Origin of the sequence: Neisseria sp. 27098_8_158 (assembly GCF_041433145.1) — a bacterium.
Lineage (GTDB): Bacteria > Pseudomonadota > Gammaproteobacteria > Burkholderiales > Neisseriaceae > Neisseria > Neisseria subflava_E.
Window position 1 is genome coordinate 321504 of the sequence record NZ_JAPWAZ010000001.1, and the last position, 25819, is coordinate 347322.

Here is a 25819-nt window from a genome sequence, read left to right on the forward strand (position 1 = left end):
CTGAATATTTCAGACGGCCTTTTTATATGCTTGCTTATCAGAACAGGTTGCTGATGAAAATCAGCAGAATCACCAACGGCACGAGGTATTTCACATAAGCAAACCAAATATTGACCGTCGTATGGTTGCCTTTATAGAGCAATTCGTCCTTCGCTTCATCCTTCATCACGAAACCGACAAACAGCGCGGAGCCGAGCGCGGTCAGCATAAACAGGATATTGCCGCTGATATAGTCAAAGGCATCAAAAATGTTTTTACCAAACACGGAAATATCTTTCCATGGGCCGTAGCTCAAAATAGACGGAATGTTGCCGAAGATGAAGATGGCGGCCAAGACAATCGTAATCGCGGCGGTACGGCGGATTTTGGTTTTCTCCTGAATCGTCGTAATCAACACTTCATAAATCGTCAGAGAAGTCGTCAGCGCGGCAATCAGAAGCAGTGAGAAGAAAATCACTGCAAACACCGGGCCTACCCACATATTGGAAAACACGATCGGCAGGCTTTGGAACACCAGCGTCGGGCCGGAGTTAGGGGCGACGCCAAAGCTGAAGAGGGAAGGGAAAATCATAAAGCCGGCCAACACGGCAATCAAAGTGTTGGTAATCGCGGTAATCACGGCCGTCTGAACCAGATTTTCGTTTTTATCCAGATAGCTGGATAACGTAATCATCACGCCGAAACCCAAGCTTAAGGCGAAGAATACTTGGCCCAAAACGAAGACGAACAGTTCGGCTGTAATTTTGCTGAAGTCAGGCTTCAGATAGAAGATGATGCCTTCCATTGCGCCCGGCAGGGTAACGTTGCGCACAACCATGGCAATCAGGAATAAAAACAGCAAAGGCATCAGGTATTTTGCCGCTTTTTCAATACCACCGATCACGCCTTTGACCAAGATCCATTGGTTCACAACCACAAATAGGAAGGTGTAAAACGCAATTTCCCAAGGGCTGTTTTCGATGTGTTCGGTAAAGAAGCTTTTGGTGACTTCTCCGGAAACCGGACTGGAAATGTCCAAATTGCCGCCGATGATATTGATGATGTAGCTGATAACCCAGCCGCCGAGCACCATGTAATAGGCCATGATGCCGAATGCGCCGAGCAGGCCCATCCAGCCGACCAATTTCCAAACTTTGGCAACGGGTTTGCCATTCATTGTGCCGCCAAACGCATCCAGCGCGTTCACGCCTTTACGGCGGCCGATGACGTTTTCCACCAAAATCATCGGAATACCGATGACCAGCATGGCGATACAGAACAGAAACACATATGCACCGCCGCCGTTTTCACCGACCAAATACGGGAAACGCCAAGTTGCACCAAAGCCGACAGTCGCGCCGGCAACGGTAAGGATGTAAGTCAAACGGTTGGACCAGGTTTGACGGGGTTGATTGGAAGACATAAATACTCAGATGCATTAAAATAAAGACAACATTTTACCGCAAAGATTTAACGAATCTTGACTAAAGTCTGAAAAGAAAATTAGTTAAAAAAACTATGTAATGAAGAATTTTTAGTGGGTTTCTCTGGTTTGCTTGGTATTGAAACCTGCAAACAGAGAATTTGTCTGAAGCGATACGAATGATTGAAAGAGCCGTAATGATAAAGGCCGTCTGAAAAGTGGGATATGGGAAAGGGTTGTTGTGAGGAGATTGGATAGCACTAAGGTGTGCTTTCAAATATGTCGGCAACAAAGATGGTATTTCTCTAAGGTTGTCTAATAACATCCTGTAACCTTAGCTTGGATAGTCGCCGATGGTTTTTCTTTCTATAAAACGATTTGTCTGAAATTGGAATGGTACAGATTGATGCGGAAGAGACGAGAAAGAGAAAAGGAGGAATGGCAAGGTAATGAGTGGGAGATGAGGTTTAGTAATGATGGCTTCTTTAGATGAGAAAGGCCGTCTGAAAGTACGCCCGCTTGATTGCCAAATTTTAGATAAAAAAAACCATCTATACTAAGGGGAAAGTATAGATGGCCAAACACATTACGGGGAAAACGTCTTACTCACTTACTCACTTCTTTCGAAGCAAGTGTTACTCAGACAGGCGAATTATACAATAGTTCAGTCTTTACAGTGTTAAATTCTGTTAAATAAAAATGATAAGATTTAGATGTTTGATTTTAAATAAATAAAAAATCCATATTGTTTAAAAATTTATCGAAAAAATTTAGAACTTTTTTAGATTTGGATAAATTTCCATTCTCCCGCGGCCAAATCATCGACATTCCAGTCGCCGAATTTCTCACGGTGGAGCTGCTCGACACGGTTGCCTGCGGCTGCAATCATGCGTTTGACCTGATGGTATTTACCCTCGGTAATGGTCATCATCAATGTGGTTGGGGCGGCTAATACTGCTTCGACTGCGGCGACGGTTTCATGATCGTCATGCAGGAGAACGCCGTTTTTCAGCGTAGTGCAAAGGGTATCGTCGGCAGGATGTTTCAAAGTGACACGGTAGAGCTTCGGAACTTTGTGTTTGGGCGAGGTAACGCGATGGTTAAATTGCCCGTCGTTGGTAATAAGAATAATGCCGGTTGTGTCTGCATCCAAGCGGCCGACTGCCTGCATATCGATATTGCGCATGTGGTCGGGAAACAGACTGAAGATGCTTGGATATTGCTGGGGTTTGTGAGAAGTTTCGTAATCTGCAGGTTTATGAAGCAGAATGTAGAAATAGGGCATGGGGACGGCGGCAATTTCTTCGCCGTCAACAGACAGGGTGTGCACTTGAGACGGGTCGATATTGTCTTTGGCACGATTATGAATTTCGCCGTTAATGGCAATGCAGTCATTGTCTATCAGCCATTGGCATTGCTTGCGGCTGCCGAGGCCTTGCGATTGGATGTATTTGAGCAGTTGCATGGTTGGTTGAAAAGTAGGAAATGTTCAGACGGCCTTTATTGTACTGGAAAACCGGTTTTGAGGCTGTCTGAAAAGTAGGGGCAAAAAAATCGCCCCTTTAAAATGTTAAGGGGCGCAAAAGGAACACAAACCACTACCAAAAACTGTTACAGGGCAAATTCTCCTATTTGATGTGTTGCCGGATAAAGTGCTTTCATCAAGTCATGTGGTGAAAGCGAAAAATCTTTGCTGTTTGTCGTCAGACGGCCTTGCTGAGGCGTTAGCTCAAGCAATCGTGCGTTTGCCGATTGGATAAACTTGTTTTTCGTGCGCTGCATTTTTCTTTGCAGGGCGGAAACAACGCGGTTGTACAGACTGTCTTTTTGTTTGACTTCGCGTGTACCGGCAACCCAGCTCAAACGCGTATTGCCGTCTTCATCTTCAATCAGCAGGATGCCGGTTTCTGATTGGGGCGATTTGCCCATGCAAGGGAGCCAAACATAATAGCGGCCATCTAAAGTAATGAATACTGCGTCGTGTACTTCGCACTCATCGCAACACTTGGTGGCGATTAAAGAGCGGATGGCTTGTTGGTGCAGTCTCAGAATGTCAAGGGAGACTTGCTTAAAAATACTTTCGGGCATTTTCTTCTCCTTTCATTCTGTTGTGCGGTTGTTTTGTTTCGATGGGTTGTATTATACGGCGATTTTCTAAATTTGCAAATGATAATTGTTCCTATTATTTAATTTATAAGTAAGATATTAATTATTAAAGAAATTAAATTTAAAAATTTTTTTTAGAAATTAGGCTTTCTACTTAAAAATGCAGTAATAGATAGCCATTAAATGCAAAAAGAATAAAGGCCGTCTGAAAAAATCCAGCTATAAAAAGGCATTTCAAAAGCAGCTAAAGTTTTGCTGACTATACATTTCAGACGGCCTTCAGTATGATTCAGGACGTTTTGATAATTGCAGAAACTACCAACCATGAGCCAACGTCAGATTATCCTCGATACGGAAACTACGGGTCTTTATCCTGAAAACGGCGACCGTCTGGTCGAATTTGCCGGCTTGGAAATGATCAACCGCCAAATGACCGACTCCAACCTTCATTTATATGTCCACCCCGAACGCGATATGCCGGAGGAAGCGGCGAAGGTGCATGGTTTGACGATTGAAGTATTGGAAGCGAAGAATGCGCCGCCGTTTGCCCAAGTGGGTAAACAGATTGCTGACTTTATACGTGGTGCAGAGCTGATTATCCATAATGCCAAGTTTGACGTCGGCTTCCTGAATATGGAATTCCGCCGCATGGGCTTGCCTTCTATTGAGGAACTGGGTTGTAAAGTGACCGACACGCTGGCTATGGCACGTGAAATGTTTCCGGGACAAAAGGCAAGCTTGGATGCGTTGTGTAACCGCTTTTCCGTTGACCGCAGCAAACGGGTCTTGCACGGCGCGTTAATCGACTGTGAGCTTTTGGGTGAAGTCTATCTTGCCATGACGCGTCAGCAGTTCGACCTGATGGGCGGCGAGTCGGAAGAAGAGGGCGAAGTCAAACAAACCGTTATTGCGGAAACCAAACGTACGTCGCAGTTGAAAGTCATCAAAGCCAATGCGGACGAGCTGGCCGCACATGAAAAATATTTGGACGATTTGGGAGAAGCGTGTGTATGGCGCAAGGTTGAAACGCCTGATGAGGCCAATGCCGGAGCGTCAGCATGATACGCCGCAATATCGCTTTGATTCCTGCTGCCGGTGTGGGAGCGCGATTTGGTGCAGGAAAACCAAAACAATATGTTGAAATCAATGGTAAAACCGTATTGCAACATACCATAGAAATCTTTGAGCAACACCCCCGCATAGATTTAATTGCCGTTATTCTTTCGCCGGAAGATTCGGTTTTTCAGACTGCCCTGTCTGAGAAAGTACGCGTCTTTCGAGTAGGCGGCGCAAGTCGTGCCGAATCGGTACGCAATGGCGTATCTACTTTATTAGAACAAGGTTTGGCCGAGGCACAAGACAATATCTTGGTTCATGATGCCGCGCGCTGTTGCTTGCCTGCTGAAGCATTAACACGTTTGCTTGATGAGGCTGAAGAGAGCAATGAGGGCGGTATTCTGGCCATACCGGTGGCCGATACGCTCAAGCGGGCAGACGGCAGTCATCATATTGATGAAACCGTTGCACGCGCAGGATTATGGCAGGCGCAAACGCCGCAGCTTTTTCAGACGGCCTTATTAAATCGCGCCTTATCGGTTGATGATTTGAGTGAGATTACGGATGAAGCGTCAGCAGTTGAAAAACTGGGTATCCGGCCGCGCTTGGTGCAGGGCGATACGCGTAATTTAAAATTGACGCTGCCGCAAGACGAATACATTGTCAGATTGTTGCTCAAGGCCGTCTGAACAATCAAAACCCATTATTTAAGGAAGCAAACATGAATATCCGTATCGGACAGGGCTACGATGTCCATCAGTTGGTCGAAGGGCGAGATTTGATACTCGGCGGCGTAAACATTCCGTTTGAAAAAGGCTTGCTGGGTCATTCAGATGCCGATGCGCTGTTGCATGCGATTACCGATGCTCTGTTGGGTGCGGCCGGTTTGGGCGATATCGGCAGCCATTTTCCCGATACTGCCGCCGAGTTCAAAGATGCTGACAGCCGTGTGCTGTTGCGCGAGGCTTATCAAAGCGTGCAGGCATTGGGTTGGAAGGTGGTTAATGTCGATACGACCGTGATTGCGCAAAAGCCAAAACTTGCGCCACATATTCCGGCAATGCGCGCCAATATTGCCTCAGATTTGGGTTTGCCTGAAAACTGCGTGAACATCAAGGGTAAAACCAACGAAAAACTTGGCTATCTGGGACGTATGGAAGCCATTGAAGCACAAGCGGCAGTATTGCTGATTAAAGCCTAAGAGCTTAAAATTACTTTATTATTCAAACTGAAAGACTGACAATATGGCAACTCAAGACGAACTTAAACGCATTGCCGCCGAAAAAGCGGTGGAATTTGTTCCTGAAAACGAATACATCGGTATCGGTACCGGCTCTACCATCAACTTTTTTATCGAAGCTTTGGGTAAAAGCGGTAAGAAAATCAAGGGTGCCGTATCTACTTCTAAAAAATCCAGCGAGCTTTTGGCAAAATACGAGATTCCAGAAGTTTCACTGAATGAAGTGATGGGTTTGGCGGTTTATGTTGACGGCGCAGATGAAGTCAACCACGCGCTGCAAATGATTAAAGGTGGCGGCGGTGCGCATTTGAACGAAAAAATCGTGGCCAGCGCATCCGATAAATTTGTCTGTATCGCTGATGAAAGCAAATACGTTTCCCGTTTGGGAAAATTCCCATTGCCGGTCGAAGTCGTTGAAAATGCCCGTTCGCTGGTGTCGCGCAAACTGCTTGCCATGGGCGGACAACCTGAGTTGCGTGTCGGCTATACTACTTTCTATGGCAACCAAATCGTCGATGTTCACGGCCTCAATATCGACCAAGCCCTGAAAATGGAAGACGAAATCAACAAAATCACCGGCGTACTCGAAAACGGTATTTTTGCCCGCGATGCCGCCGATGTGTTGGTTTTGGGTACGGCAGAAGGTGCAAAAGTCATCTTGCCTTGTCAGGATTAATGGAGATTAATCAATTTTAAAGGCCGTCTGAAAGTGCATCAGGTCTTTCAGACGGCCTTCAATTTGGCAAAATATGCAAATCAGTAAAATTATAAAATGGTTGCCCGTTGTTTTATCCGTGTTGGGCGCGCTTGGTTACAGCTCACGCGATACCGAGTTGATTCGTACCGGGGTAAGCGTTGCTGCAACATTGGCACAAGGCGACAATATCGGTTTGGAAAAGGTCAATGAATGGCTGGGAAAAAATGTCGTCAAAGCCACATCTGACACCAAAGCCGAAGCTAAACCTAAACCTAAACCGGAACAAAAACAAAAGTCATCGCGACAATCCTACACATACAACGGAAAAATCATCAAAATCCATGATGGCGATACCATGCACATTATCGATAGCGACGGCAGGAAACATAAAATCCGTATGGCCCATATCGATGCACCAGAAATCAATCAGGCTTATGGTACGCAATCACGAGACAATCTGATTGATGCTGCATTGAATAAAAAAGCCAAAGTCCGCGTGTTTGAAGCCGATCGCTACCAGCGCGAAGTTGCCCAAGTATCAGTCGGCACGATTGACTTGAATTTAATGCAGATACGGGATGGCGCCGCATGGCATTATGAAAGTTATGCCAAAAAACAACAAAGTAAAACTGCCTACACTGACTATTCGGCCGCACAAAAACAAGCCAAGGAAAAACGTAAAGGTTTATGGAAAAAAGATAATCCGCAAGCGCCTTGGCAATTTCGCCGTCAAAACCACGAGCAGCAGAACGGTAATAAAAAGCAGTCTGATAAACAATGGTTTGGGATTTGGTAGGTTTTAAGAAAGAGGCCGTTTGAAAACTTTCAGACAGCCTTTAATCATTAAGGTTTAGTATAAGATAAGAATGAGTGGCAGGTTTATGATTAGAGGGTAATAGAAATAAAAGTGTGGTGTAATATTTTTAAGAAGGGCGGATATGAAAAAAGACACCGTTAGCTGGTGTCTTTAGTATCTGGCAGAGAGGAAGGGATTCGAACCCTCGATACGTTATTCACGTATACACGCTTTCCAGGCGTGCGACTTAAACCACTCATCCACCTCTCTGTGGACTATTATCCTGACTTGTTATCAGAATAATGTAAAACTTGACTGATTGATTTATCAGTGGTGCCCAGGAGAAGACTCGAACTTCCACACCCGTGAGGATACTAGCACCTGAAGCTAGCGCGTCTACCAATTCCGCCACCTGGGCAATTTAAATTTTCTTAAGCAAAGAAGCACCAAATTATTTGGTGCCCAGGAGAAGACTCGAACTTCCACGCCCGTGAGGACACTAGCACCTGAAGCTAGCGCGTCTACCAATTCCGCCACCTGGGCTTTGCTTTATTCTTCAATTTAAGGTAGAGTTGACTACCTGAACTGCGAAGAAGCAGCTATTATATATTTTAAAAAAAGAATGTCAACTATCAAAATGAACAAAAATACTAAATCTTTAAATTTACGAGAAAAAGACCCGTATTTGGAGCGGGAGAAACAACGTTACGCTCATCCGTTGCCCAGCCGCGAATGGGTTATTGAATTATTGGAACAAAAAGGTGTGCCGACCAAAATCGAAGCTTTGGCACATGAATTGTCGATTGCAGAAGATGAATATGAATTCTTCGAACGCCGTCTGAAAGCGATGGCGCGTGATGGTCAGGTGTTGATTAACAGACGTGGCGCGGTGTGTGCGGCAGAAAAATTGGCATTGGTTAAATGCCGTGTCGAGGCGCATAAAGACGGCTTTGGTTTTGCCGTGCCGCTAACGCCGACAGGCGAGGGCGATTTTGTTTTGTATGAGCGTCAGATGCGTGGCGTGATGCATGGGGATATTGTTACCGTGCGTCCTGCTGGTATCGACCGCAGAGGCCGTCGTGAAGGTACGGTTTTGGATGTGGTGGAGCGTGCGCAGTCTAAAGTGGTCGGCCGTTTTTATATGGATCGCGGTGTGGCTATTTTGGATGCCGAAGACAAGCGTTTGAGCCAAAGTATCGTGTTAGAGCCTGAAAGTGTGGCGAACTTTAAACCGCAATCCGGCCAAGTGATTGTGGCTGAAATTGAGACGTATCCTGAAGCGCATCGTCCTGCAGTGGCTAAGCTGATTGAAGTGTTGGGCGATTATGCCGACAGCGGTATGGAAATTGAAATCGCTGTACGCAAGCACCATTTGCCTCATCAATTCAGCGAAGCATGTGTCAAAGCCGCGAAGAAAATTCCTGATCATGTGCGTAAAACCGACTTGAAAGGGCGCGTGGATTTACGCGATTTGCCTTTGGTAACCATTGACGGCGAAACTGCGCGGGACTTTGACGATGCGGTTTTTGCTGAAAAAGTCGGCCGCAATTACCGTTTGGTGGTAGCGATTGCCGATGTCAGCCATTATGTCCGTCCTGATGACGGAATTGATGTAGATGCTCAGGAACGCAGTACCAGCGTGTATTTCCCACGCCGCGTGATTCCGATGCTGCCGGAGAAGTTGTCCAACGGTATCTGCTCGCTCAATCCTGATGTCGAACGCCTGTGTATGGTGTGCGATATGGTGATTACCTATGCAGGCAATATCAAGGAATACCGTTTCTATCCGGCAGTAATGCGTTCTCATGCGCGACTGACTTACAATCAAGTTTGGGATTGGATTTCAGACGGCCAGGATCATCCGTTTAAGCAGCAAATTGATACTCTGTATCAGTTATTTAAAATCTTACAGAAAAAACGTTTTGAGCGTGGCGCGGTTGAGTTTGAGAGCGTTGAGACTCAGATGATTTTTGATGACAACGGTAAAATCGACAAGATTGTTCCCGTCGTCCGCAACGATGCGCACAAGCTGATTGAAGAATGTATGTTGGCAGCGAATGTTTGCGCGGCAGAATTTTTGCTGAAAAACAAACATACGGCTTTGTTCCGTAATCACTTGGGCCCGACTCCTGAAAAACTGGCTACTTTACGCGAGCAGCTTGGTTTACTGGGGCTGAGTTTGGGGGGCGGCGATAATCCGACGCCGAAAGACTATGCTGCGCTTGCCGAGCAATTTAAAAACCGTCCGGACGCGGAGCTGTTGCAAGTGATGATGTTGCGTTCTATGCAGCAGGCGGTTTATGAGCCGCATTGCGACGGTCATTTTGGTCTGGCTTATAGCGCATATACACACTTTACTTCGCCTATCCGCCGTTATCCTGATTTGACGGTCCATCGTGCCATCAAGGCTGTGTTGAACGGACAAACTTACCAACCTAATAAAACCTGGCAGGCTTTGGGCGTGCATACCTCTTTCTGTGAGCGCCGAGCAGATGATGCCAGCCGCGATGTGGAAAACTGGCTGAAAACTTATTATATGCGCGACAAAGTCGGCGAAGTCTTTAGTGGCAAGATTTCGGGCATGACCAGCTTCGGTATTTTTGTAACGTTGGACGATATTCATATCGATGGCTTGGTACATATCAGCGATTTGGGAGAAGATTATTTCAACTTCCGTCCTGAAATTATGGCGATTGAGGGCGAACGCAGCGGTGTCCGTTTCAACATGGGCGATACGGTCACTGTGAAAGTCGCTCGTGCCGATTTGGATACCAGTAAGATTGATTTGACCTTAGTCAGCGGCGGTTCGGTCGGTAAGAAACGTGGCAGTAGAAAAGCAAAACCTGTGAGCAAGCCGATAGCTGCTGACAAACCTGTCGAAAAGCGTAAGCGTAAACTTTCGGCTAAAGAAATTGATGAAGCGTTGGCCGCTCCTGTGAAGGCAAAGAAGAGCAAGGTGAAAAGTAAACCTGCCTCCAAGCCGGCCAAGCCAAGCAAACCTAAAGCCGTAAGCAAGAAAAAAGTGCAGGCGAAAACAGCTTCCGTCAAAGCAGGGGGTAAAAATAATGCTCAAGGCAAAAGCGTGAAGATTAAAGTGAAGAAAGCTGCTAAGAAATAAGCTGCATTCAATTCAGGCCGTCTGAAAAATTTCAGACGGCCTGAATTTGTGATTTTATGAATAAAACCAAGGATAAATAAGATGATAAAACTATACGGTATTCCCAATTGCGATACGGTTAAAAAAGCGCGCAGTTGGTTGGCGGAAAACGGCATTGAGTTTGAGTTTGTAGATTTTAAGAAAAACGCCCCGACTGCCGAATTGATTGATGGCTGGATGGAGCAGGTAGCTTTGGAAATTTTGCTCAATAAAAGAGGCACGACTTGGCGCAAGTTGGATAAAGATGCGCAAGAATCTGCCGCCACAAAAGAAGGTGCGATTGCTTTAATGGTGGAAAATCCCAGCATCATCAAGCGGCCTGTATTGGTCAAAGAAGGACAGGTTCATGTCGGATTTTCAGTAGAAGCGTATCAGGAAATTTTCGGATAAGGTATTTTTAGATTTTTAGGCCGTCTGAAAAAAGCAAGCCTCGAAAAAATACGTTACAATACGCGCTTTGAGCCTGTTTTCAGGATTTTAAGATTTTTGCGGCAGCATTTTCCGGCTGCCGCGCCAAACTTTTCTTTCGGATAAATATGTTCCATATTGTTGAAAAATATAAAACACCCGCCCAGATTGTTTTAGGTATCATCGGTCTGACCTTTATCGGATTCGGTGCCAATAACTTGTCTTCGCCGGGTTCTGATTACATTGTCAAAGTCGGGGATGAGAAGGTCAGCGAGCATGCTTTACAGATTGCGATACAGAATGAGCAGGCTGCCGGCAATAATGCGCCTTCGCGTGATGCTATATTCCAATCTTTATTGCAACGTGCTTACCTGAAGCAGGGTGCCAAGCTGATGGGCATTGCTGTGTCTCAGGAACAAATCAAGCAAGTTATCGTGGATGATCCGAATTTCCATGATGCTTCCGGCAAATTTAGTCAGGATTTGCTCAAGAAGTATTTGGATCAGCGCAAAATGACAGAGGATCAGTTTGTTGAAGATATCCGCGAACAGTTCCAATTGCAAAATCTGTTGAATTTGGTGCAAAACGGTGCTTTGGTCAGCGATGCGCAAGCGCGTCAGTTGATTAACCTGACTCAAGCAACACGTACCATCCGTTCATTTACTTTCAGCCCTGAAGCATTTGCGGCACAAGTAAAAGTAGATGATGCGGCTTTGCAAAAGTATTATGAAGCGCATAAAAAAGATTACTTGATTCCTCAAGCCGTTAAGCTGGAATATGTGGCTTTGAACATCAAAGATTTGGCTGATAAGCAAACCGTCAGTGCGGAAGAAGTACAAAAAGCTTACGACAGCAAAAGTGTAGATTTGTCGCCAAGAGCCGAAATTGCGCATATTTTCATTCCGGTCATGCCTAACGGAGATGAAGCAAGCAATGCGGAAATTAAAGCCGAAGTAGACAAAATGGCTGCAGAGCTCAAAGCGCATCCAGATGCTTTTGCTGAGCTGGCAGCCAAGTACTCCAAAGATTTGTCCAGCAGCAATAAAGGCGGCAATTTGGGCTACCTGAGCAAAAGCGGTGGCAGCGGCTTTGGACCTGAATTTGATAAAGCGGCATTTGCATTGGGCAAAGGCGAAGTCAGCGATACCGTTAAATCGTCTTTGGGTTATCACGTCATTAAAGTTTTGAATGTCGAAGCTGAGCCGACTTTGGAACAAGCCAAAGCGCGTATTGAAGCAGCCTTGAAACTGAAAAAAGCGGCTTCTGCCTTTAATGCCGCTAAAGAAAAACTGGGTGAAGATACCTTCAATGATCCATCTTCTTTGGCAAAAGCAGCTGCCAATTCAGGTTTGAAAGTAGAAAGCCTGGATGAATGGGTGACCAAAGCGGGCGCGAAAGAAGCCGGCTTGCCTGAAGCGTTGATTAATGCCGCGTTTAGTGATGATGTACTGAAGAAAAAACACAATTCTGAAGTCATTGCCATCAACAACGAAACCGTTTGGGTCATTCGTGCGAAAGAAGTGCGCGAAGAGAAAATCGCACCATTTGCGGAAGTCAAAGACACTGTCCGTGCAGCATATCAGCGCTCTGAAGCCGCAAAACTGGCAGAGAAAAAAGCCCAGGAAACTTTGGCTGCTTTGAAAGCCGGTAAAGCTGCCGATGTTCAATGGTCGCCTGTTTCTCAATTGAGCGCGCAAGATGCACGTAAAACCATGTCTCCGGAGGCTTATGCGGCTTTGCTGAAAGCGCGTCCTGTCGGCGGCAAACCTGCGTATACATTGTTGGAAGGTATGCCTGCGCCGGTTATCATGGAAATTCAGAGTGTTTCTGCTCCTGAAAATGCCGATTCACAGATTCCGGCTGCCAAACAGGCTTTGGTTCAGCAGCTTTCTGCCAATGTTTTCGATGCCTTGCTCCAGTATTTGGATAAGAAAATCGATCGTACGCAAGGTGCACAACAAGTTAATAATGCTGCCGAATAAGCAGAATATTAGAGTAGGGCAGCCGGATGAATTCCGGCTGTTTTCTTATTTTTAGCTATCTTTTTAAAGGCCGTCTGAAATCATGAGTAAAAATCCTGATGCCTTTGTCCGCTTGATTAATGCATTAAAAATCCTGCCCAATGTCGGCCCGAAATCCGCTCAACGCATGGCTTACCAGCTTTTACAGTACAAACGCGAAGAAGCGCAGGAGTTGGTGGATGCTTTGCAGTTTGCCTTGAGACAGGTGCAGCATTGTCGGATGTGTAATACATTTTGCGAAGGCGATTTGTGTGAAATTTGCGCCGACGAAAAACGTGAGAAAAGCCGCTTGATGATTGTGCATATGCCGGCGGATGTTTCCAGTATGGAGGCGGCTAATTGCCATGATGGCCTGTATTTTGTTTTGATGGGGCAAGTCAGTCCGGCGCAGGGCATGGATATTTCGGCAGTGGCATTAGATAAGCTGGTTGCCCGTTTGCAGGCGAGTAATATTGAGGAAATTATCATTGCCACCAACTTCACAGCCGAAGGCGATGCGACAGCGTATGTATTGGCGGAATTGTTTAAAAATCTTCCTTATAAAGTCAGCCGATTGGCAAGGGGAATTCCTTTGGGCGGCGAGATGGAATATGTGGATGCCGGTACTTTGGCGCAGGCTGTTTACGATAGAAGAAATATCCAATCTTAAATGCCAATATAAAAAGGCCGTCTGAAAGTCTTTCAGACGGCCTTTTCATTGATTAAATCAGATTATTTGCAGCTGACGCCTTGAATTTGAGGCGTATCGCCGTTACCGACTTTGAATGCGCATTTGGTTGCGCTGCTGCCGGATACGGTAACAACACCGTTTCCGCTGTTGAGGCTGACAGGTTCTTTTACGCCCATGCCGACAGCAGTGGCTGCCAGTTTTTGAACATCGGCGTCGGAGTAAGCGGTATTATTTGAACTGATTTTGATTTCTTTGGCGGCATATGCATTGAAGCTGAATGACAAACCTACAGCTACGGATACGAGGGCCAAGAATTTTTTGCTGTTCATTAGTGTATTTCCTTTTTGATGGTGACAAAGTGTGTCACAGCTTCAGAATAAGGGCGATTGGCCGATTGTGCAAGTTTTTCGGCGGAATTTACGGGAAGATACATGGTTTTACATACACTTTATCCCTGAATGCTACATCAGTCGGGCAATCGGACGACCTGTCGGTTTTACGGTACAATAAGCCTTTTTTGACAAACGAATGAGGCATTTTTGAATGGCTTCTTTAGAAACTTGGATAGGCCTGCGCTATCTGCGTGCGAAAAAACGCAATGGCTTTATGTCATTTATTACCATGATTTCAATCGCCGGTATCGCCTTGGGCGTAACGGCGCTGATTGTGGTGCTATCAGTAATGAATGGATTTCAGAAAGAGATACGCGGCCAATTGTTGAACGTCGCGCCTCATGCGGAAATCGGCTATTACGATGTCGGTAGTGCGCCGGGTTGGCAGAATTTGCGCGAATTTGTAAAAGGCAAAAAGGAAGTATTGGCCAGCGCGCCTTATGTTTCCGATCAGGCTTTGCTTGCTAATGCTGGGGAAGTGCGCGGTGTACAAATACGCGGTATTTTGCCGTCTGAAGAAAAAAATGTCGTTGATTACGGCAAGGATATGCCGGCCGGCAGTTTCGACGATTTGAAGCCGGGTGAATTTGATATTATTTTAGGCCAAGGGCTGGCTGAGGCATTGGGTACGGAGCTTGGCGGTAAAGTTACTGTGATTACGCCGGAGGGAAATGTTACTCCTGCCGGCGTAGTGCCACGCTTGAAGCAGTTTAATGTGGTCGGTGTGGTAAAAACAGGTGTTTATGAAGTCGATAACACATTGGCCATGACGCATATCAAGGATGCGCAAGTCTTGTATCGTCTGGGAGAAAATGTCGGTGGGCTGCGTTTACGATTGGCTGATCCTCAGAATGCACCATCTTTCATTGCCAAGTTGATTCCCGATGCTAAAAAAGATGAAGTATGGGTGCGCGACTGGACGTTTAACAACCGCAGCTATTTTGAAGCCGTTGAGTTGGAAAAACGCATGATGTTCATCATTTTGACACTGATTATCGCGGTTGCTGCGTTTAACCTCGTCTCTTCCTTGGTAATGGCAGTAACGGAAAAACAAGCCGATATTGCTATTTTACGCACTTTGGGTTTGTCTCCGGGCGGCGTCATGAAGATTTTCTTGGTGCAGGGAGCATTTGCGGGGTTCTTCGGTACGCTTGTGGGCGTGGTATGCGGTGTATTACTGGGTTGGAATGTCGGCAAGATTGTCGCGTTTTTTGAAGACCTGTTTGGTGTGCATTTGATTAACTCTCAAGTTTATTTCATCGATTACCTGCCTAGCGATGTGAACTTGAAGGATGTCGCCGTTATTGCCTGCATTTCGCTTGGCTTGGCATTTATCGCCACACTGTATCCGAGCTGGCGTGCTGCAAAAACCCAACCTGCGGAGGCTTTGCGCTATGAGTAAGACAATTTTGAAATGTATCGGCGTTGGCAAAAGCTATAATGACGGCGCATTGAATGTACAAGTGTTGAATCATTTGGATTTTGAAGTTGCCGAAGCGGAAAGCGTGAGTATCATCGGTTCGTCAGGCAGCGGTAAATCTACATTGCTGCACCTTCTTGGTGGCTTGGATATGCCGTCTGAAGGCAAGGTGATACTGATGGATCAGGATTTGGGCGGTTTGAGCCAAAAACAGTTGGGCGAATTGCGCAACCGTTATTTGGGCTTTGTGTATCAGTTCCACCATTTATTGCCTGAGTTTTCTGCTTTGGAAAATGTCATGATGCCGCTTTTAATCGGCAAAATGCCCAAGGCGATGGCTGAGGAGAAGGCTGTCAAGATGCTGAAAAAGGTTGGCTTGGATAAGCGTATGCTGCACCGTCCGAGCGAACTTTCCGGCGGCGAGCGTCAGCGTGCGGCGATTGCACGTGCTTTGGTCAATGAGCCGAAATGCCTGTTGGCGGATGAGCCGACAGGGAACCTTGACCGTAAAAATGCGCAAAATGTGCTGGACATGATGCTGGATTTGAAACGCGAATTGAACACCAGCCTGATTGTGGTGACCCATGATGACGAGCTGGCTGAGCGTTTCGACAGGGTAATGACCATGAAAGACGGCAGTCTGCAAGTGTTGCAATAAGGTTATTATTTCAGGCAAATATTTTATGCTTTGAACGGTATAATAGAGGCCGTCTGAAAAATAGGTTTTCATTTATGGAAACGCTGTTTTTCAGACGGCCTTTCTTTTTTCCGTATCAATCAATCCTGAGCTATGAATCCGACCGACTCTATCCTTTCCTCTGCCGCAGATGCGGCCATAGCGTTTTTCCGCCGCCACGAAGTACAGGGTGCATCCGTTATTGAGCCTTATGTGGTTCGACTGTTTGCAGCCTTGCAAAACGGGCATTCGTTTATTTACTTGGATAAAGCGGATGTTGATGCCTTAAGCAACTTGCCGAATTTGGTCGGTAATGCGGATAAACCACTTATCCTGCAAGACCGGAAATTGTTTTTAGGGCGGATGTGGCAGTTGGAGCATGATTTGGCTGTTGAAATCAAACGGCTGGCAAGTGCCGAGGCGGAAGAAGTGAATTTCATGGCGGCTTCAAAAAGCCTGAGCGACTGGTTTGATACTAAAGATAGCAAAGAGCAACGGGATGCTGCGGCTTTGGCCTTGCTGCAAAACTTTATGCTGATTACCGGTGGGCCGGGTACGGGTAAGACGACGACCGTCGCAAAGCTTTTAGGTCTGATTTGCAATAACAGTACGAAGCTGCCCCGTATCGCGTTGGCGGCACCGACGGGCAAAGCGGCTGCGCATATGGCACGGGCTTTGCAGCGTGCTTTGGACGGTTTTAATTTGTCTCCGAGCGTCAAAGCGCATTTGGAAAACTTGGAAGGGCAGACTGTCCATCGTTTGTTGAAACTGCGGCCGCCGCAAATGCGCCCTGCGTTCAATCATGAATATCCGCTTGCTTTGGATGTTTTGGTGGTGGATGAGGCGTCGATGTTGGATTTGCCGCTGGTGTTGGATTTATTACGCGCCGCGCCGACCGGCTGTCGTTTGGTATTGCTTGGCGATGAAAACCAGTTGCCGTCGGTTGGCTTGGGAGCCGTGTTGGCAGCATTATCGCGTCCGACGGCTTTGGATAAAGAAACCGCTGAAAAGCTGGAAGTGTACCTGCCCAATCATGGCTTTGAGATTAAAGAGCGGCCACAAGCTTTATCACAAAACAATGCCAAATTGACGTTCAGCCACCGTTTTGGTGCAGACAGCGGTATCGGCTGTTTGGCAAGGGCGGTGGTGTCCGGGGAAAAGCAAACTGCGGTCGAACAGTTTGATAAGTTCCCCAAAGAATTGGAAATGAAATCAGGCCGTCTGAAAGAGCAGGTCGCCTTGCTGTATCAAAAGCAACAGGATTATTGGCAGGCTGTGGCAGAGAATAATGTTGCACTCGCCTATGGTCATGCGGCCGATGTGGTGGTTTTGGCGGCTTGGCGGCAGGATGCCGATGATTTGAATCAGGCTTATCAAGAATACCTGCAACGACAAGGAAAAGTTTCGGGCGAAACGCCTTGGTTTGCCGGACAAATCATCATGATTACGCACAATGATTACATGCTGGAAGTGTTTAACGGCGACATCGGTCTGATTATGAAAGATGAAGAATCGTTGAATGGCTTGTCTGCCTATTTTCCTGAGAAAGATGGATTCAAAAAAATTGCCATCAGCCGTTTGCCCGATTTTGAATCGGCTTTTGCCATGACGGTGCATAAGAGCCAAGGTTCGGAATATCGGGAAGTATGGCTGTTGCCCCCGTCAGTGCCTGCAACGACGGAAAGCGAAGAAGAAGCCCGAGGTTTGGATAAGGCTCTGCTTTACACAGCCATTACCCGTGCGCGTGAACGTTTTGTGTTTTGGGGAAATGCGGAGGAATTATGTCAGGCTGTGGGATGCCATCAAAAACGCAGGACGGCATTGGCCGATGCCTTGGAATGGCAGTTTGAACAGCTTGATGAGCAGGATTCTGTTTGACTTGAATCAAGAGGCCGTCTGAAAGAGGATAAAGCGTTTAAATCTGCTTGACTGATTACACTAATTTACATACGATAAAAATAATTAGTAAATAAAATGAATAATTTATACAAAATTCATAATTTGTACGCTTTATCGAATACTTCACTTTCAATACCTTCTTTTGGAGAGTCGGCATGAAATTTCAAACCAAACTGATTGCAACCTATATTTTATTGGCTTCATCGTCTTATTCTTTGGCAGAAAATGCTGATGGCGGACGTGATGCGGCGGCTTTGGCCACGACCAACGATTACGTCAATTCCGGCAGTATCATTCGCAAAGATGACGATAAAATCAGCATTTTCAATGATTTGTTGACTGTAAATGGTGGCTTGCGCGTACGTGCGGATACCAAAGACATCAATGCCAACAACAGCGGCATTAATCCGACGCCTGAAGATACCAATGCCAACTTTAATGCGGAGTTTTGGTTACGCGCGAAACTGTACAAAGACTGGAAATTGGTTGCCCAAATCGAGCCGAATATCGATTTGGAAACCGGTAAGTTCAACGGTGATCATGATGTGCCGGTGAATAAGTTGTATGCCGAAGGCACTTTGTACAACAACATTAAAGCGCGTGTCGGTAAATTTGGTGCGTTCTCTTCATACGGCCGCGTATGGGATACCGAAGTAACTGGTGGTGAAATCTTCTTCGACAATAAAACCCTGCCTACCAAAATCTATGCGGGCCGCCGTACTGGCAATCTGAACGACAACGCATGGGGCATTGGCGGCCGCCGCAGACATTTTGCCGCAGTTCAAAGCGTGTTGCCTGTAAATGAGAATATTAACGTCGGCGCAACAGTCAGCTACATGAAAGACATCGATGTACGCGGTGCGAAGAAAAATGCGGTCTTCGGAGAAATCGGTACGGACATCAAGTTTAATGATGATTGGCATTGGATGGCTGCAGTCAGCAAGTCCAATATCAAAGCCTATAATGATGCCGGACAAAAAATTAAAAATGATGGCGTGTTCACTGAAGTACGCTATAAATTGGCCGACTGGAACGTCCGCAATTCTTACGATGTATTCTTGAACTACCGCCGTGTCGGTTCATTGTCCGGTGTCTCTTCTGTTGAGGATTACAGCAAAAACGTACAAGGCGTGCAAATCGGTGCGACCTATATTCCTTGGAAAAACTGGAAACTCAAAGGCTTCTATTTGGCCGGCAAACAGGTTACGCCTACCGTCGGCACAGATAAGCAGGACGTAAACGTTATTCGTGGTCAGTTAGAATATAAATTTTAATCATCACAAATAAAAAACAGGCAGGATGTTCTGCCTGTTTTTGGTTTTCAGACGGCATGGATATAGGGCCGTCTGAAACAATGGATGAAACGTTTTACCAGCTATCGCGCTTCATACGGTCAAGCTGGCGGCGGTCGCGTTTGGTTGGGCGTCCGTCCGGATAAGCGGCACTGATGCGGCTGGCCTGGTCGAGCTGTTTTTGAGCTTCGCGTTCGGCAGCCGTTTTCATGTCTTCTTCGTAGAGTAAACGCGCTTCCGGTGCCGGGCGGCGTTGATGATTGAGCGCGGCAACTTTGAATTTGTAGGGTAGGGAGTTCAAAGTCATGTCGATGGTGTCGCCGGCAGAGATATTTTTGCTGTTTTTCACCTTTGAGCCGTTTACCAAAACCCTGCCCAGCTCAATATGTTTTTGTGCCAGCGCGCGGGTCTTGAAAAAGCGCGCGGCCCACAGCCATTTGTCCAAGCGCATGGACGAATTGTCATGATCGTTTTTCATAGCCTGTTTGAAATGATTGAACTGAATTGAAGTTTATCATAAGATACGGCACTTCATTCGTTTAGTGCAGATATACTATTTCTTTGTTAAAGGCCGTCTGAAAGATTTTTTATTGCAAAAGATGGTAGTTTCCCTTTGAGAAATGCTGTCAAATACGTCTGATTAGCGTATCATGTCAGCAACCGTTACCGAGAGCTTTGTTTTATGAAACCCGTTTTTTTGGACTTCGAACAACCCATCGCCGAATTAACCAATAAAATCGACGAGTTGCGATTCGTACAAGATGAATCTGCCGTTGATATTTCCGACGAGATTGCCAGACTGCAAAAGAAAAGCAGCGAGTTGACCAAGTCGATTTTCAGCAAGCTGACTCCGGCTCAAATTTCACAAGTGTCCCGCCATCCGCAACGTCCTTATACTTTGGACTACATCAACGGTATTTTTACTGATTTTGAAGAGTTGCACGGCGACCGCCATTATTCTGACGATCATGCCATTGTCGGCGGTTTGGCGCGTTTCAACGGCCAAAGCGTGATGGTTATCGGTCATCAAAAAGGCCGCGATACCAAAGAAAAAATCCGCCGTAATTTCGGTATGCCGCGTCCTGAGGGTTACCGTAAAGCACTGCGCTTGATGCAGACTGCCGAAAAATTCAATATTCCGGTCATGACCTTTGTCGATACCCCGGGTGCGTATCCTGGCATTGGCGCGGAAGAACGCGGCCAGTCTGAAGCCATCGGCCGTAATTTATACGAACTGACCCGCCTGCATGTGCCGGTATTGTGCACCATTATTGGCGAAGGCGGTTCGGGTGGCGCGTTGGCAGTGGCTGTCGGCGACTACGTCAATATGCTGCAATACTCGACTTATTCTGTGATTTCTCCCGAAGGTTGTGCCTCTATTCTTTGGAAAACTGCTGAAAAAGCAGCAGATGCCGCGCAAGCATTGGGTATTACCGCCAAACGCCTGCAAGAATTGGACGTCATCGATAAAGTGATTGATGAGCCTTTGGGCGGCGCACACCGTGATTTTGAAACCACGATGAAAAACGTTAAAACCGTTTTGGAACAGCAATTAAGCGAAGCGCAAAGCATGACCATGCCTGACTTGCTTTCCCGCCGTTTCGACCGCATTATGGCTTACGGTAAATTTACCGATAAATAAGTTTGACTGTTGAAAAAGCAAGCAGATGTCGCTGCTTGCTTTTTTTGTGTTCAATTTTTGAGTAATTCACAATTTCAGGCCGTCTGAAATGTCGCAACTATCCCCTGATTCCCTATTTAAAAGTTTTCAAGCAGCTTTTCCTGATTTGCCGAGCCATACTGTTGTTGAAGTTGGCTTGAGTGGCGGATTGGATTCTGTCGTCCTATTGCATTTTTTGCATCGGATGCGCGAATTTCGCCATTTTGATTTGCGTGCCCTCCATGTTCATCATGGTTTAAGTACCAATGCCGACAATTGGGCTAAGTTTTGTCAGGATTATTGTCAGCGTCTGAGTGTTGCCTTGCGGGTGTGCCGTGTTAATGTGGAAAAACAAGGAAAAGGTTTGGAGGCGGCGGCTAGGGCAGCCCGATATCAGGCATTTTCAGACGGTCTGAAGAAAATTATTGTTTTGGCTCATCACCGCAATGATCAAATCGAAACATTTATGCTGTCGGCTGTACGTGGGGGCGGATTGCGCGGTATGGCGGCCATGCCGGTGTGGCGTGATTTAAATGAAGCGATCCAAATCTGGCGGCCGCTTTTGGCATTTTCCCGTCAGGAATTGGCTGAGTATGCGCAACAATGGGGATTGTCTTTTGTTGAAGACGAGAGTAATGAAGACTCCGGCTATTTACGCAATTGGATGAGAAATCAGGCTTTGCCGCAATGGCAGCAGCGTATTCCGAATTTTGAGCAGCAAATTTGTGCCAATGTTCGATTATTGCAGGAAGATTTGCAGCTTTTAGATGAATTGATTGAGTCTGAATACCAGCGCATCAGTCCAAATGGAATATTCAGCATCAGTCTGTGGCGGCAATGTACGCCGCTTTTGCGTCGTCGGCTGCTTTGGTATTTTTTGCGAAAGCAAACGGAATCATTGCCGTCTTATCACAGTATTGCCGATTTTGCCCGAGTATTGGAAACCGCAGATCAGGCGCAGTTGAATTTGTCAGACGGAGAACTGGTCGCATATCGGGACAAGCTGTTTGTTTGTCAGGAAAGTGAGTTTCAAAAACTGCCTTGGTGTAATGGCAGGGAAGTTCAAGGCCGTCTGAAAGATATTTTGCTCGAAAATAGTTTTGTTTTATTACCGTTTAAGGGAGGTTTGTCGGAAGAGGAGTTGGAGAAGCCGGCGGTACTTAGAAGTGTGGCCAAAAGTGATGTGATTCAGTCGGGACAGAGGGAAAAATCAGTCGAAAAACTATTGCAAGAGTGTCATATTGTGCCACTCGTCCGTAAATATTGGCCGATTATCCTAAGTATGGGCAACAAGTGCCTTGCTGTTGTTAATCTTCGGGTGGGAAGCGATGTTCAAATAGGGGAAGGCTATCTGCCTGTTCATGAAAAGTTGGTCAAATATATAGCAGAAAAGCAAAGAGACTAACTGTAAATTTAGTAAGTATTAGTAATTTAACTACTTGTGCTAAGTGTATATATAATAAGCAATACAGCTTATGTTAGAGCATCTGCACGAATAAACTTTTGCGATTAAATGTAATCTTGTGGAACTATTTCAAAGCGATGCTGTCTTTATTGTGCACAGCACGCTTTACTATTTTTTGGTTTAAAGCAGTAAAACGATTAAAGGTTGGGTATGAACGATCGCCAAATAGATCAAGTTTTGGTGGAGCGCGCGCAGAAAGGTGACCATAAGGCATTCGAGATGCTGATGTCCAAGTATCAGCGTCGGCTAAACAGACTGATTTCCCGTTTTATTCAGGATGAGCATGAAGTGCACGATGTAACCCAAGAGGCAATGATTAGGGCTTATCGTGCGCTGGTTAATTTTCGAGGTGAGAGTGCATTTTATACGTGGCTGTACCGTATCGGTATCAATACGGCAAAGAATTTTCTGACCACTTCGGGTCGCCAGTTTTTTGTCAGCTCGGAAGCAGCCAATGAGGAGGGAGATGTTCTTGATTTAACCGATCAGATTGCGGATTACCATACGCCGGAAGCTGAAATGATGAATCGGGAAATCTTGCAGACCGTCGAAGCAAGCATTGCGCAACTGCCAGACGATATGCGTCAAGCCATTACGCTTAGGGAAATGGATGGCTTGTCTTATGAAGAAATAGCTCGGGTAGTGGATTGTCCGATAGGTACTGTACGTTCGCGTATTTTCAGAGCGCGTGAACTGATTGCAAAAGATTTGCGGCCGCTGTTGGATACTTCTGAAGATCAAAGGTGGTAATAAAAATGAACGAAAAAACAAATAAAGCATTGGAGTATGTGTCTGCATTGATGGACGGTGAAGCATTGACTGATGAGATGCTGGATGCCGTATTGGCAGACGAAGAAGCCATGCGCGCTTGGCATGAGTACCACATTATCGGCGACTGTATCCGTCAGGGCGCGGCGGTAAAGGTGGCTGATGAAAGCATGCAAAGCAAAGCATTTACAGTGCCTCAAGCCGAAGCTGAAGGCAAACAGGAAAAATATGCTCAGCGTGAAGCGGCCAATAGCGGCTTCTTCAAATTCTTCGCAGCCGTTGCCAGCGTGTGTGCCATTGCTGTGACGGCATGGCAGTTTACGCCGCAAACTTCTCGTGACACTCTGCCGGTTGCAGAGAAGTCTATTACTCAGCCTGCCCAAAATATCATTCCAGTGAGCGGTACACCTAGTGATAAAGCAGCTTCAGAGCCTGGCGAGACTGTTGTGCCGAATGCGGCAAAAGACGGTAAACTTGAAAACCGTCCGACTGTCCGTACCGAGCAGCAAAATGAGCAGCAGACTGTTGTACAGTAAAAAATGAAATTATGTGAAACCCTTGCTTCATTGCAAGGGTTTTTTATTTTCGTAGCAAAACCGTCAGGCCGTCTGAAAGCATAGCTTCAACGAAGTCAAAACAGTTATAATGCGCTCCATGAAATTGATTACCTCTGCTCAAAACGAACAGCTCAAACATTTATTCCGTCTGCTGACGCAGGCCAAAGCAAGGCGTGAAAGCGGTGAAACCGTATTGGAAGGCGTACATCTGCTGCAAACTTATTTGCAAAGCGGCGGTACGCCCAAACAGGTTTATCTGCCTGAAAAGAAACAGCAACATCCTGAAATTCAAGACATGACGGCGCAGTTGGATGAGGGATTGATTACTTGGGTTGGTAACGAAGCACTGTCTAAAATCACCAGCCTGACCGATGCCGATGATGTGATGACTTGGATTGATATTCCGCAGCAGGCAGGTTTACCTTCAGACGGCGATTGTGTGGTATTGGAGCGGGTACAAGACCCCGGTAATGCAGGCACAATTTTGCGCAGCGCGGCGGCGGCAGGAGTCAAGCAAATTGTGTGCGGCAATGATTCCGTGGATATCTGGTCGCCTAAAGTGTTACGAGCGGGGATGGGCGCGCATTTTCTGCTGTCTATTTTCAGCCGAGTGGAATTATCCGCTTGGATAGAAACGTATCAGCATCAAATTTGGGCAACCGCCTTGGGCGGGCGCAATATCGGTTTGTATGAAATGAACCTCAGTCAACCTTGTGCTTGGGTATTTGGCAACGAAGGCAGCGGCGTGAGCGAAAGGGTAAAAGAGAAGGCCGATGCCTGTGTCAAAATTCCCATGTTGGGGCAAACCGAATCCCTGAATGTCGCGATGGCAGCAACGGTTTGTCTGTTTGAACAAATGCGGCAGCGTATCCATGCTCAGGCCGTCTGAAAACAATAATACGATTTTATTTTAAGGAACAAAAATGCAAATACTGACTTTTGATGAAGCGGCACGCAGCCGCTTGATGGAATTGTTGGATGCCAAATCCGAAGCCCACAACACCATGCGTTGTGATGAAGTTCAAGGTTTTATGATGGCTTTATTGAGCGGTCCGGATGCTTTGAATCCGACCAACTGGCTGCCTGAGATTTTAGGTGAAGAATCTTTGTTTGATGCCAAAGAGCGCACTGAAATCGAGCGTTTGGTGATGGCAATGGCCGCCGATATGCGCATGAAGCTCAACGAAAAAATTCTGCCTGATTTGTGGTTTTATGAAGATGAAGCCGGCAATCCGGATTTTTACACTTGGTGTAACGCCTACCTTTACGCATTGGATATTGTGCCTACCGATTGGTTTGAAGCAGTCGATCAGGAAGAGTTTGAAGATTTGTTCTATCCGATCATGGCTTTGGGGGGCATCTACGACGAAGAGGAAAACGGCGAAGTTATTTTACATCTGAATGAAAAAGAGTTGACCCAGCTGGAATCTGATTTGCCGCATGTCCTGCTTGATATTTACTGGTATTGGCAGGCCATCATCAATAAACCTCAAACCGTACGCCGTGAAGGCGAAAAAGTGGGGCGCAACGATCCTTGCCCTTGTGGCAGCGGTAAAAAATACAAAGCCTGTTGCGGTAAATAAATAGCGAAATAAAAAGGCCGTCTGAATGCTTGAAATTCAGACGGCCTTTAATGTTTTGTCTTAGAACAACGAGGCCAACCAAACAAACAGGATGGTCAGTGCAATGGTCAAGGCACAGCCGATTTTGGCTACTGTGCCGATGATGAAGCCGATAAACGTACCGATACCGACTTTGCCTGCCTGCCAAGTGTCTTTGCGTGCGATAAATTCGCCGATGGCCGCACCGGTCAACGGGCCGAGCAACAAGCCGGGAATGGAGAAGAATGCGCCGACGATGCCGCCGATAAATGCCCCCCAAACCGCGGTTTTACTTGCGCCGGTATATTTTGCACCCAACGCACCCGCCACATAGTCCATCGCAGTACCGAATACGGCAACGATGGCCAAAAATGTCAGCGTACCCGAGCCAAACACTTGATAATCGCCGGCATAACCCAACAGCCATGCACCACCAAACATCAAACCCAATCCGGGCAAGGCAGGATAAATAGTGCCTAAAATACCGACAACAATGGCGATCAAGCCGAGAACGATGAGAACAGCAGTCATGAGGT

At 46.4% G+C, this 25819-nt stretch carries 25 protein-coding genes and 3 tRNA genes; 19 read left to right on the forward strand and 9 right to left on the reverse strand.

Features of this window, described 5'->3' with window-relative positions:
- Window positions 1-37: 37 nt before the first annotated feature.
- From O3681_RS01590 to O3681_RS01600, 3 genes are all read right to left on the reverse strand, one after another.
- Window positions 38-1402: a sodium-dependent transporter gene (locus O3681_RS01590; RefSeq protein ID WP_371459122.1), complete on the reverse strand. Its 1365-nt coding sequence runs from the start codon at window positions 1400-1402 to the stop codon at window positions 38-40.
- Between the two features lie 781 nt (window positions 1403-2183).
- Window positions 2184-2867, reverse strand: coding sequence for a 16S rRNA pseudouridine(516) synthase (locus O3681_RS01595; protein ID WP_107723171.1), 684 nt, complete (start codon window positions 2865-2867; stop codon window positions 2184-2186).
- Window positions 2868-3013: 146 nt separating this feature from the next.
- A complete protein-coding gene (locus O3681_RS01600; RefSeq protein WP_003683363.1) occupies window positions 3014-3490 on the reverse strand; it encodes a hypothetical protein in 477 nt (158 codons plus the stop codon).
- Between the two features lie 342 nt (window positions 3491-3832).
- On the opposite strand from O3681_RS01600, the gene dnaQ reads away from it, so the two are divergent.
- The 5 genes from dnaQ (at window position 3833) to O3681_RS01625 (ending at window position 7297) form a co-directional block, all read left to right on the forward strand.
- On the forward strand, window positions 3833-4570 hold the full coding sequence (dnaQ, locus tag O3681_RS01605; protein WP_107723172.1) for a DNA polymerase III subunit epsilon: 738 nt from the start codon (window positions 3833-3835) through the stop codon (window positions 4568-4570).
- Window positions 4567-5253, forward strand: a complete 687-nt coding sequence (gene ispD / locus O3681_RS01610) for a 2-C-methyl-D-erythritol 4-phosphate cytidylyltransferase (protein WP_371459123.1) — start codon at window positions 4567-4569, stop codon at window positions 5251-5253. Before dnaQ ends, ispD begins: the two co-directional genes overlap by 4 nt.
- A gap of 32 nt (window positions 5254-5285) precedes the next feature.
- Window positions 5286-5765, forward strand: coding sequence for a 2-C-methyl-D-erythritol 2,4-cyclodiphosphate synthase (gene ispF, locus O3681_RS01615; protein WP_107723174.1), 480 nt, complete (start codon window positions 5286-5288; stop codon window positions 5763-5765).
- Window positions 5766-5808: 43 nt separating this feature from the next.
- A complete protein-coding gene (gene rpiA / locus O3681_RS01620) occupies window positions 5809-6480 on the forward strand; it encodes a ribose-5-phosphate isomerase RpiA (protein WP_003679072.1) in 672 nt (223 codons plus the stop codon).
- A 73-nt stretch (window positions 6481-6553) separates the two neighbouring features.
- A complete protein-coding gene (locus O3681_RS01625) occupies window positions 6554-7297 on the forward strand; it encodes a thermonuclease family protein (protein ID WP_371459124.1) in 744 nt (247 codons plus the stop codon).
- 179 nt (window positions 7298-7476) lie between these two features.
- Here O3681_RS01625 and O3681_RS01630 read toward each other — a convergent pair.
- The 3 genes from O3681_RS01630 to O3681_RS01640 form a co-directional block, all read right to left on the reverse strand.
- Window positions 7477-7567, reverse strand: a tRNA-Ser gene (locus O3681_RS01630).
- Window positions 7568-7628: 61 nt separating this feature from the next.
- Window positions 7629-7715 (reverse strand) — tRNA-Leu (locus O3681_RS01635).
- Window positions 7716-7753: 38 nt separating this feature from the next.
- Window positions 7754-7840, reverse strand: a tRNA-Leu gene (locus tag O3681_RS01640).
- A 79-nt stretch (window positions 7841-7919) separates the two neighbouring features.
- On the opposite strand from O3681_RS01640, the gene rnr reads away from it, so the two are divergent.
- The 4 genes from rnr (at window position 7920) to recR (ending at window position 13532) form a co-directional block, all read left to right on the forward strand.
- Complete coding sequence (gene rnr / locus O3681_RS01645) at window positions 7920-10415, forward strand: ribonuclease R (RefSeq protein WP_371459125.1); 2496 nt, start codon at window positions 7920-7922, stop codon at window positions 10413-10415.
- An 81-nt stretch (window positions 10416-10496) separates the two neighbouring features.
- Window positions 10497-10844, forward strand: coding sequence for an ArsC family reductase (locus O3681_RS01650; RefSeq protein WP_107723177.1), 348 nt, complete (start codon window positions 10497-10499; stop codon window positions 10842-10844).
- A gap of 146 nt (window positions 10845-10990) precedes the next feature.
- Window positions 10991-12844 carry a SurA N-terminal domain-containing protein gene (locus O3681_RS01655; RefSeq protein WP_371459126.1) on the forward strand — a complete coding sequence of 618 codons (1854 nt, stop codon included), beginning with the start codon at window positions 10991-10993 and terminating at the stop codon, window positions 12842-12844.
- An 82-nt stretch (window positions 12845-12926) separates the two neighbouring features.
- Window positions 12927-13532, forward strand: a complete 606-nt coding sequence (gene recR, locus O3681_RS01660; protein ID WP_254346308.1) for a recombination mediator RecR — start codon at window positions 12927-12929, stop codon at window positions 13530-13532.
- A gap of 62 nt (window positions 13533-13594) precedes the next feature.
- On the opposite strand, the gene O3681_RS01665 is transcribed toward recR, so the two are convergent.
- The gene (locus O3681_RS01665) at window positions 13595-13882 is read right to left on the reverse strand and encodes a hypothetical protein (protein WP_003683377.1); all 288 of its coding nucleotides are present in this window, start codon (window positions 13880-13882) and stop codon (window positions 13595-13597) included.
- Between the two features lie 214 nt (window positions 13883-14096).
- On the opposite strand from O3681_RS01665, the gene O3681_RS01670 reads away from it, so the two are divergent.
- From O3681_RS01670 to O3681_RS01685, 4 genes are all read left to right on the forward strand, one after another.
- Window positions 14097-15347, forward strand: coding sequence for a lipoprotein-releasing ABC transporter permease subunit (locus O3681_RS01670; RefSeq protein ID WP_003746931.1), 1251 nt, complete (start codon window positions 14097-14099; stop codon window positions 15345-15347).
- Window positions 15340-16023, forward strand: coding sequence for a lipoprotein-releasing ABC transporter ATP-binding protein LolD (gene lolD / locus O3681_RS01675; protein ID WP_003679081.1), 684 nt, complete (start codon window positions 15340-15342; stop codon window positions 16021-16023). Before O3681_RS01670 ends, lolD begins: the two co-directional genes overlap by 8 nt.
- A 132-nt stretch (window positions 16024-16155) precedes the next feature.
- Window positions 16156-17919: an exodeoxyribonuclease V subunit alpha gene (gene recD, locus O3681_RS01680; protein ID WP_371459127.1), complete on the forward strand. Its 1764-nt coding sequence runs from the start codon at window positions 16156-16158 to the stop codon at window positions 17917-17919.
- A gap of 176 nt (window positions 17920-18095) precedes the next feature.
- The gene (locus tag O3681_RS01685; protein ID WP_371459128.1) at window positions 18096-19214 is read left to right on the forward strand and encodes a hypothetical protein; all 1119 of its coding nucleotides are present in this window, start codon (window positions 18096-18098) and stop codon (window positions 19212-19214) included.
- 94 nt (window positions 19215-19308) lie between these two features.
- On the opposite strand, the gene O3681_RS01690 is transcribed toward O3681_RS01685, so the two are convergent.
- Window positions 19309-19710 carry an RNA-binding S4 domain-containing protein gene (locus O3681_RS01690; RefSeq protein ID WP_003679090.1) on the reverse strand — a complete coding sequence of 134 codons (402 nt, stop codon included), beginning with the start codon at window positions 19708-19710 and terminating at the stop codon, window positions 19309-19311.
- 204 nt (window positions 19711-19914) lie between these two features.
- Between O3681_RS01690 and O3681_RS01695 the strand changes: the two genes are divergently transcribed.
- The 6 genes from O3681_RS01695 (at window position 19915) to O3681_RS01720 (ending at window position 25265) form a co-directional block, all read left to right on the forward strand.
- Entirely contained in the window at window positions 19915-20874 is a 960-nt protein-coding gene (locus tag O3681_RS01695) for an acetyl-CoA carboxylase carboxyltransferase subunit alpha (RefSeq protein ID WP_049333774.1), read from the forward strand.
- 88 nt (window positions 20875-20962) lie between these two features.
- The gene (gene tilS / locus O3681_RS01700; RefSeq protein ID WP_371459129.1) at window positions 20963-22297 is read left to right on the forward strand and encodes a tRNA lysidine(34) synthetase TilS; all 1335 of its coding nucleotides are present in this window, start codon (window positions 20963-20965) and stop codon (window positions 22295-22297) included.
- 210 nt (window positions 22298-22507) lie between these two features.
- On the forward strand, window positions 22508-23107 hold the full coding sequence (rpoE, locus tag O3681_RS01705; RefSeq protein ID WP_004519728.1) for an RNA polymerase sigma factor RpoE: 600 nt from the start codon (window positions 22508-22510) through the stop codon (window positions 23105-23107).
- 5 nt (window positions 23108-23112) lie between these two features.
- The gene (locus tag O3681_RS01710) at window positions 23113-23661 is read left to right on the forward strand and encodes an RseA family anti-sigma factor (protein ID WP_371459130.1); all 549 of its coding nucleotides are present in this window, start codon (window positions 23113-23115) and stop codon (window positions 23659-23661) included.
- Between the two features lie 118 nt (window positions 23662-23779).
- Window positions 23780-24571, forward strand: a complete 792-nt coding sequence (locus O3681_RS01715; protein WP_107723658.1) for an RNA methyltransferase — start codon at window positions 23780-23782, stop codon at window positions 24569-24571.
- 34 nt (window positions 24572-24605) lie between these two features.
- Entirely contained in the window at window positions 24606-25265 is a 660-nt protein-coding gene (locus O3681_RS01720; RefSeq protein ID WP_371459131.1) for a UPF0149 family protein, read from the forward strand.
- 60 nt (window positions 25266-25325) lie between these two features.
- Here O3681_RS01720 and O3681_RS01725 read toward each other — a convergent pair whose 3' ends face one another.
- On the reverse strand, window positions 25326-25814 hold the full coding sequence (locus O3681_RS01725; RefSeq protein WP_049333782.1) for a DUF456 domain-containing protein: 489 nt from the start codon (window positions 25812-25814) through the stop codon (window positions 25326-25328).
- Between the last annotated feature and the right edge of the window lie 5 nt (window positions 25815-25819).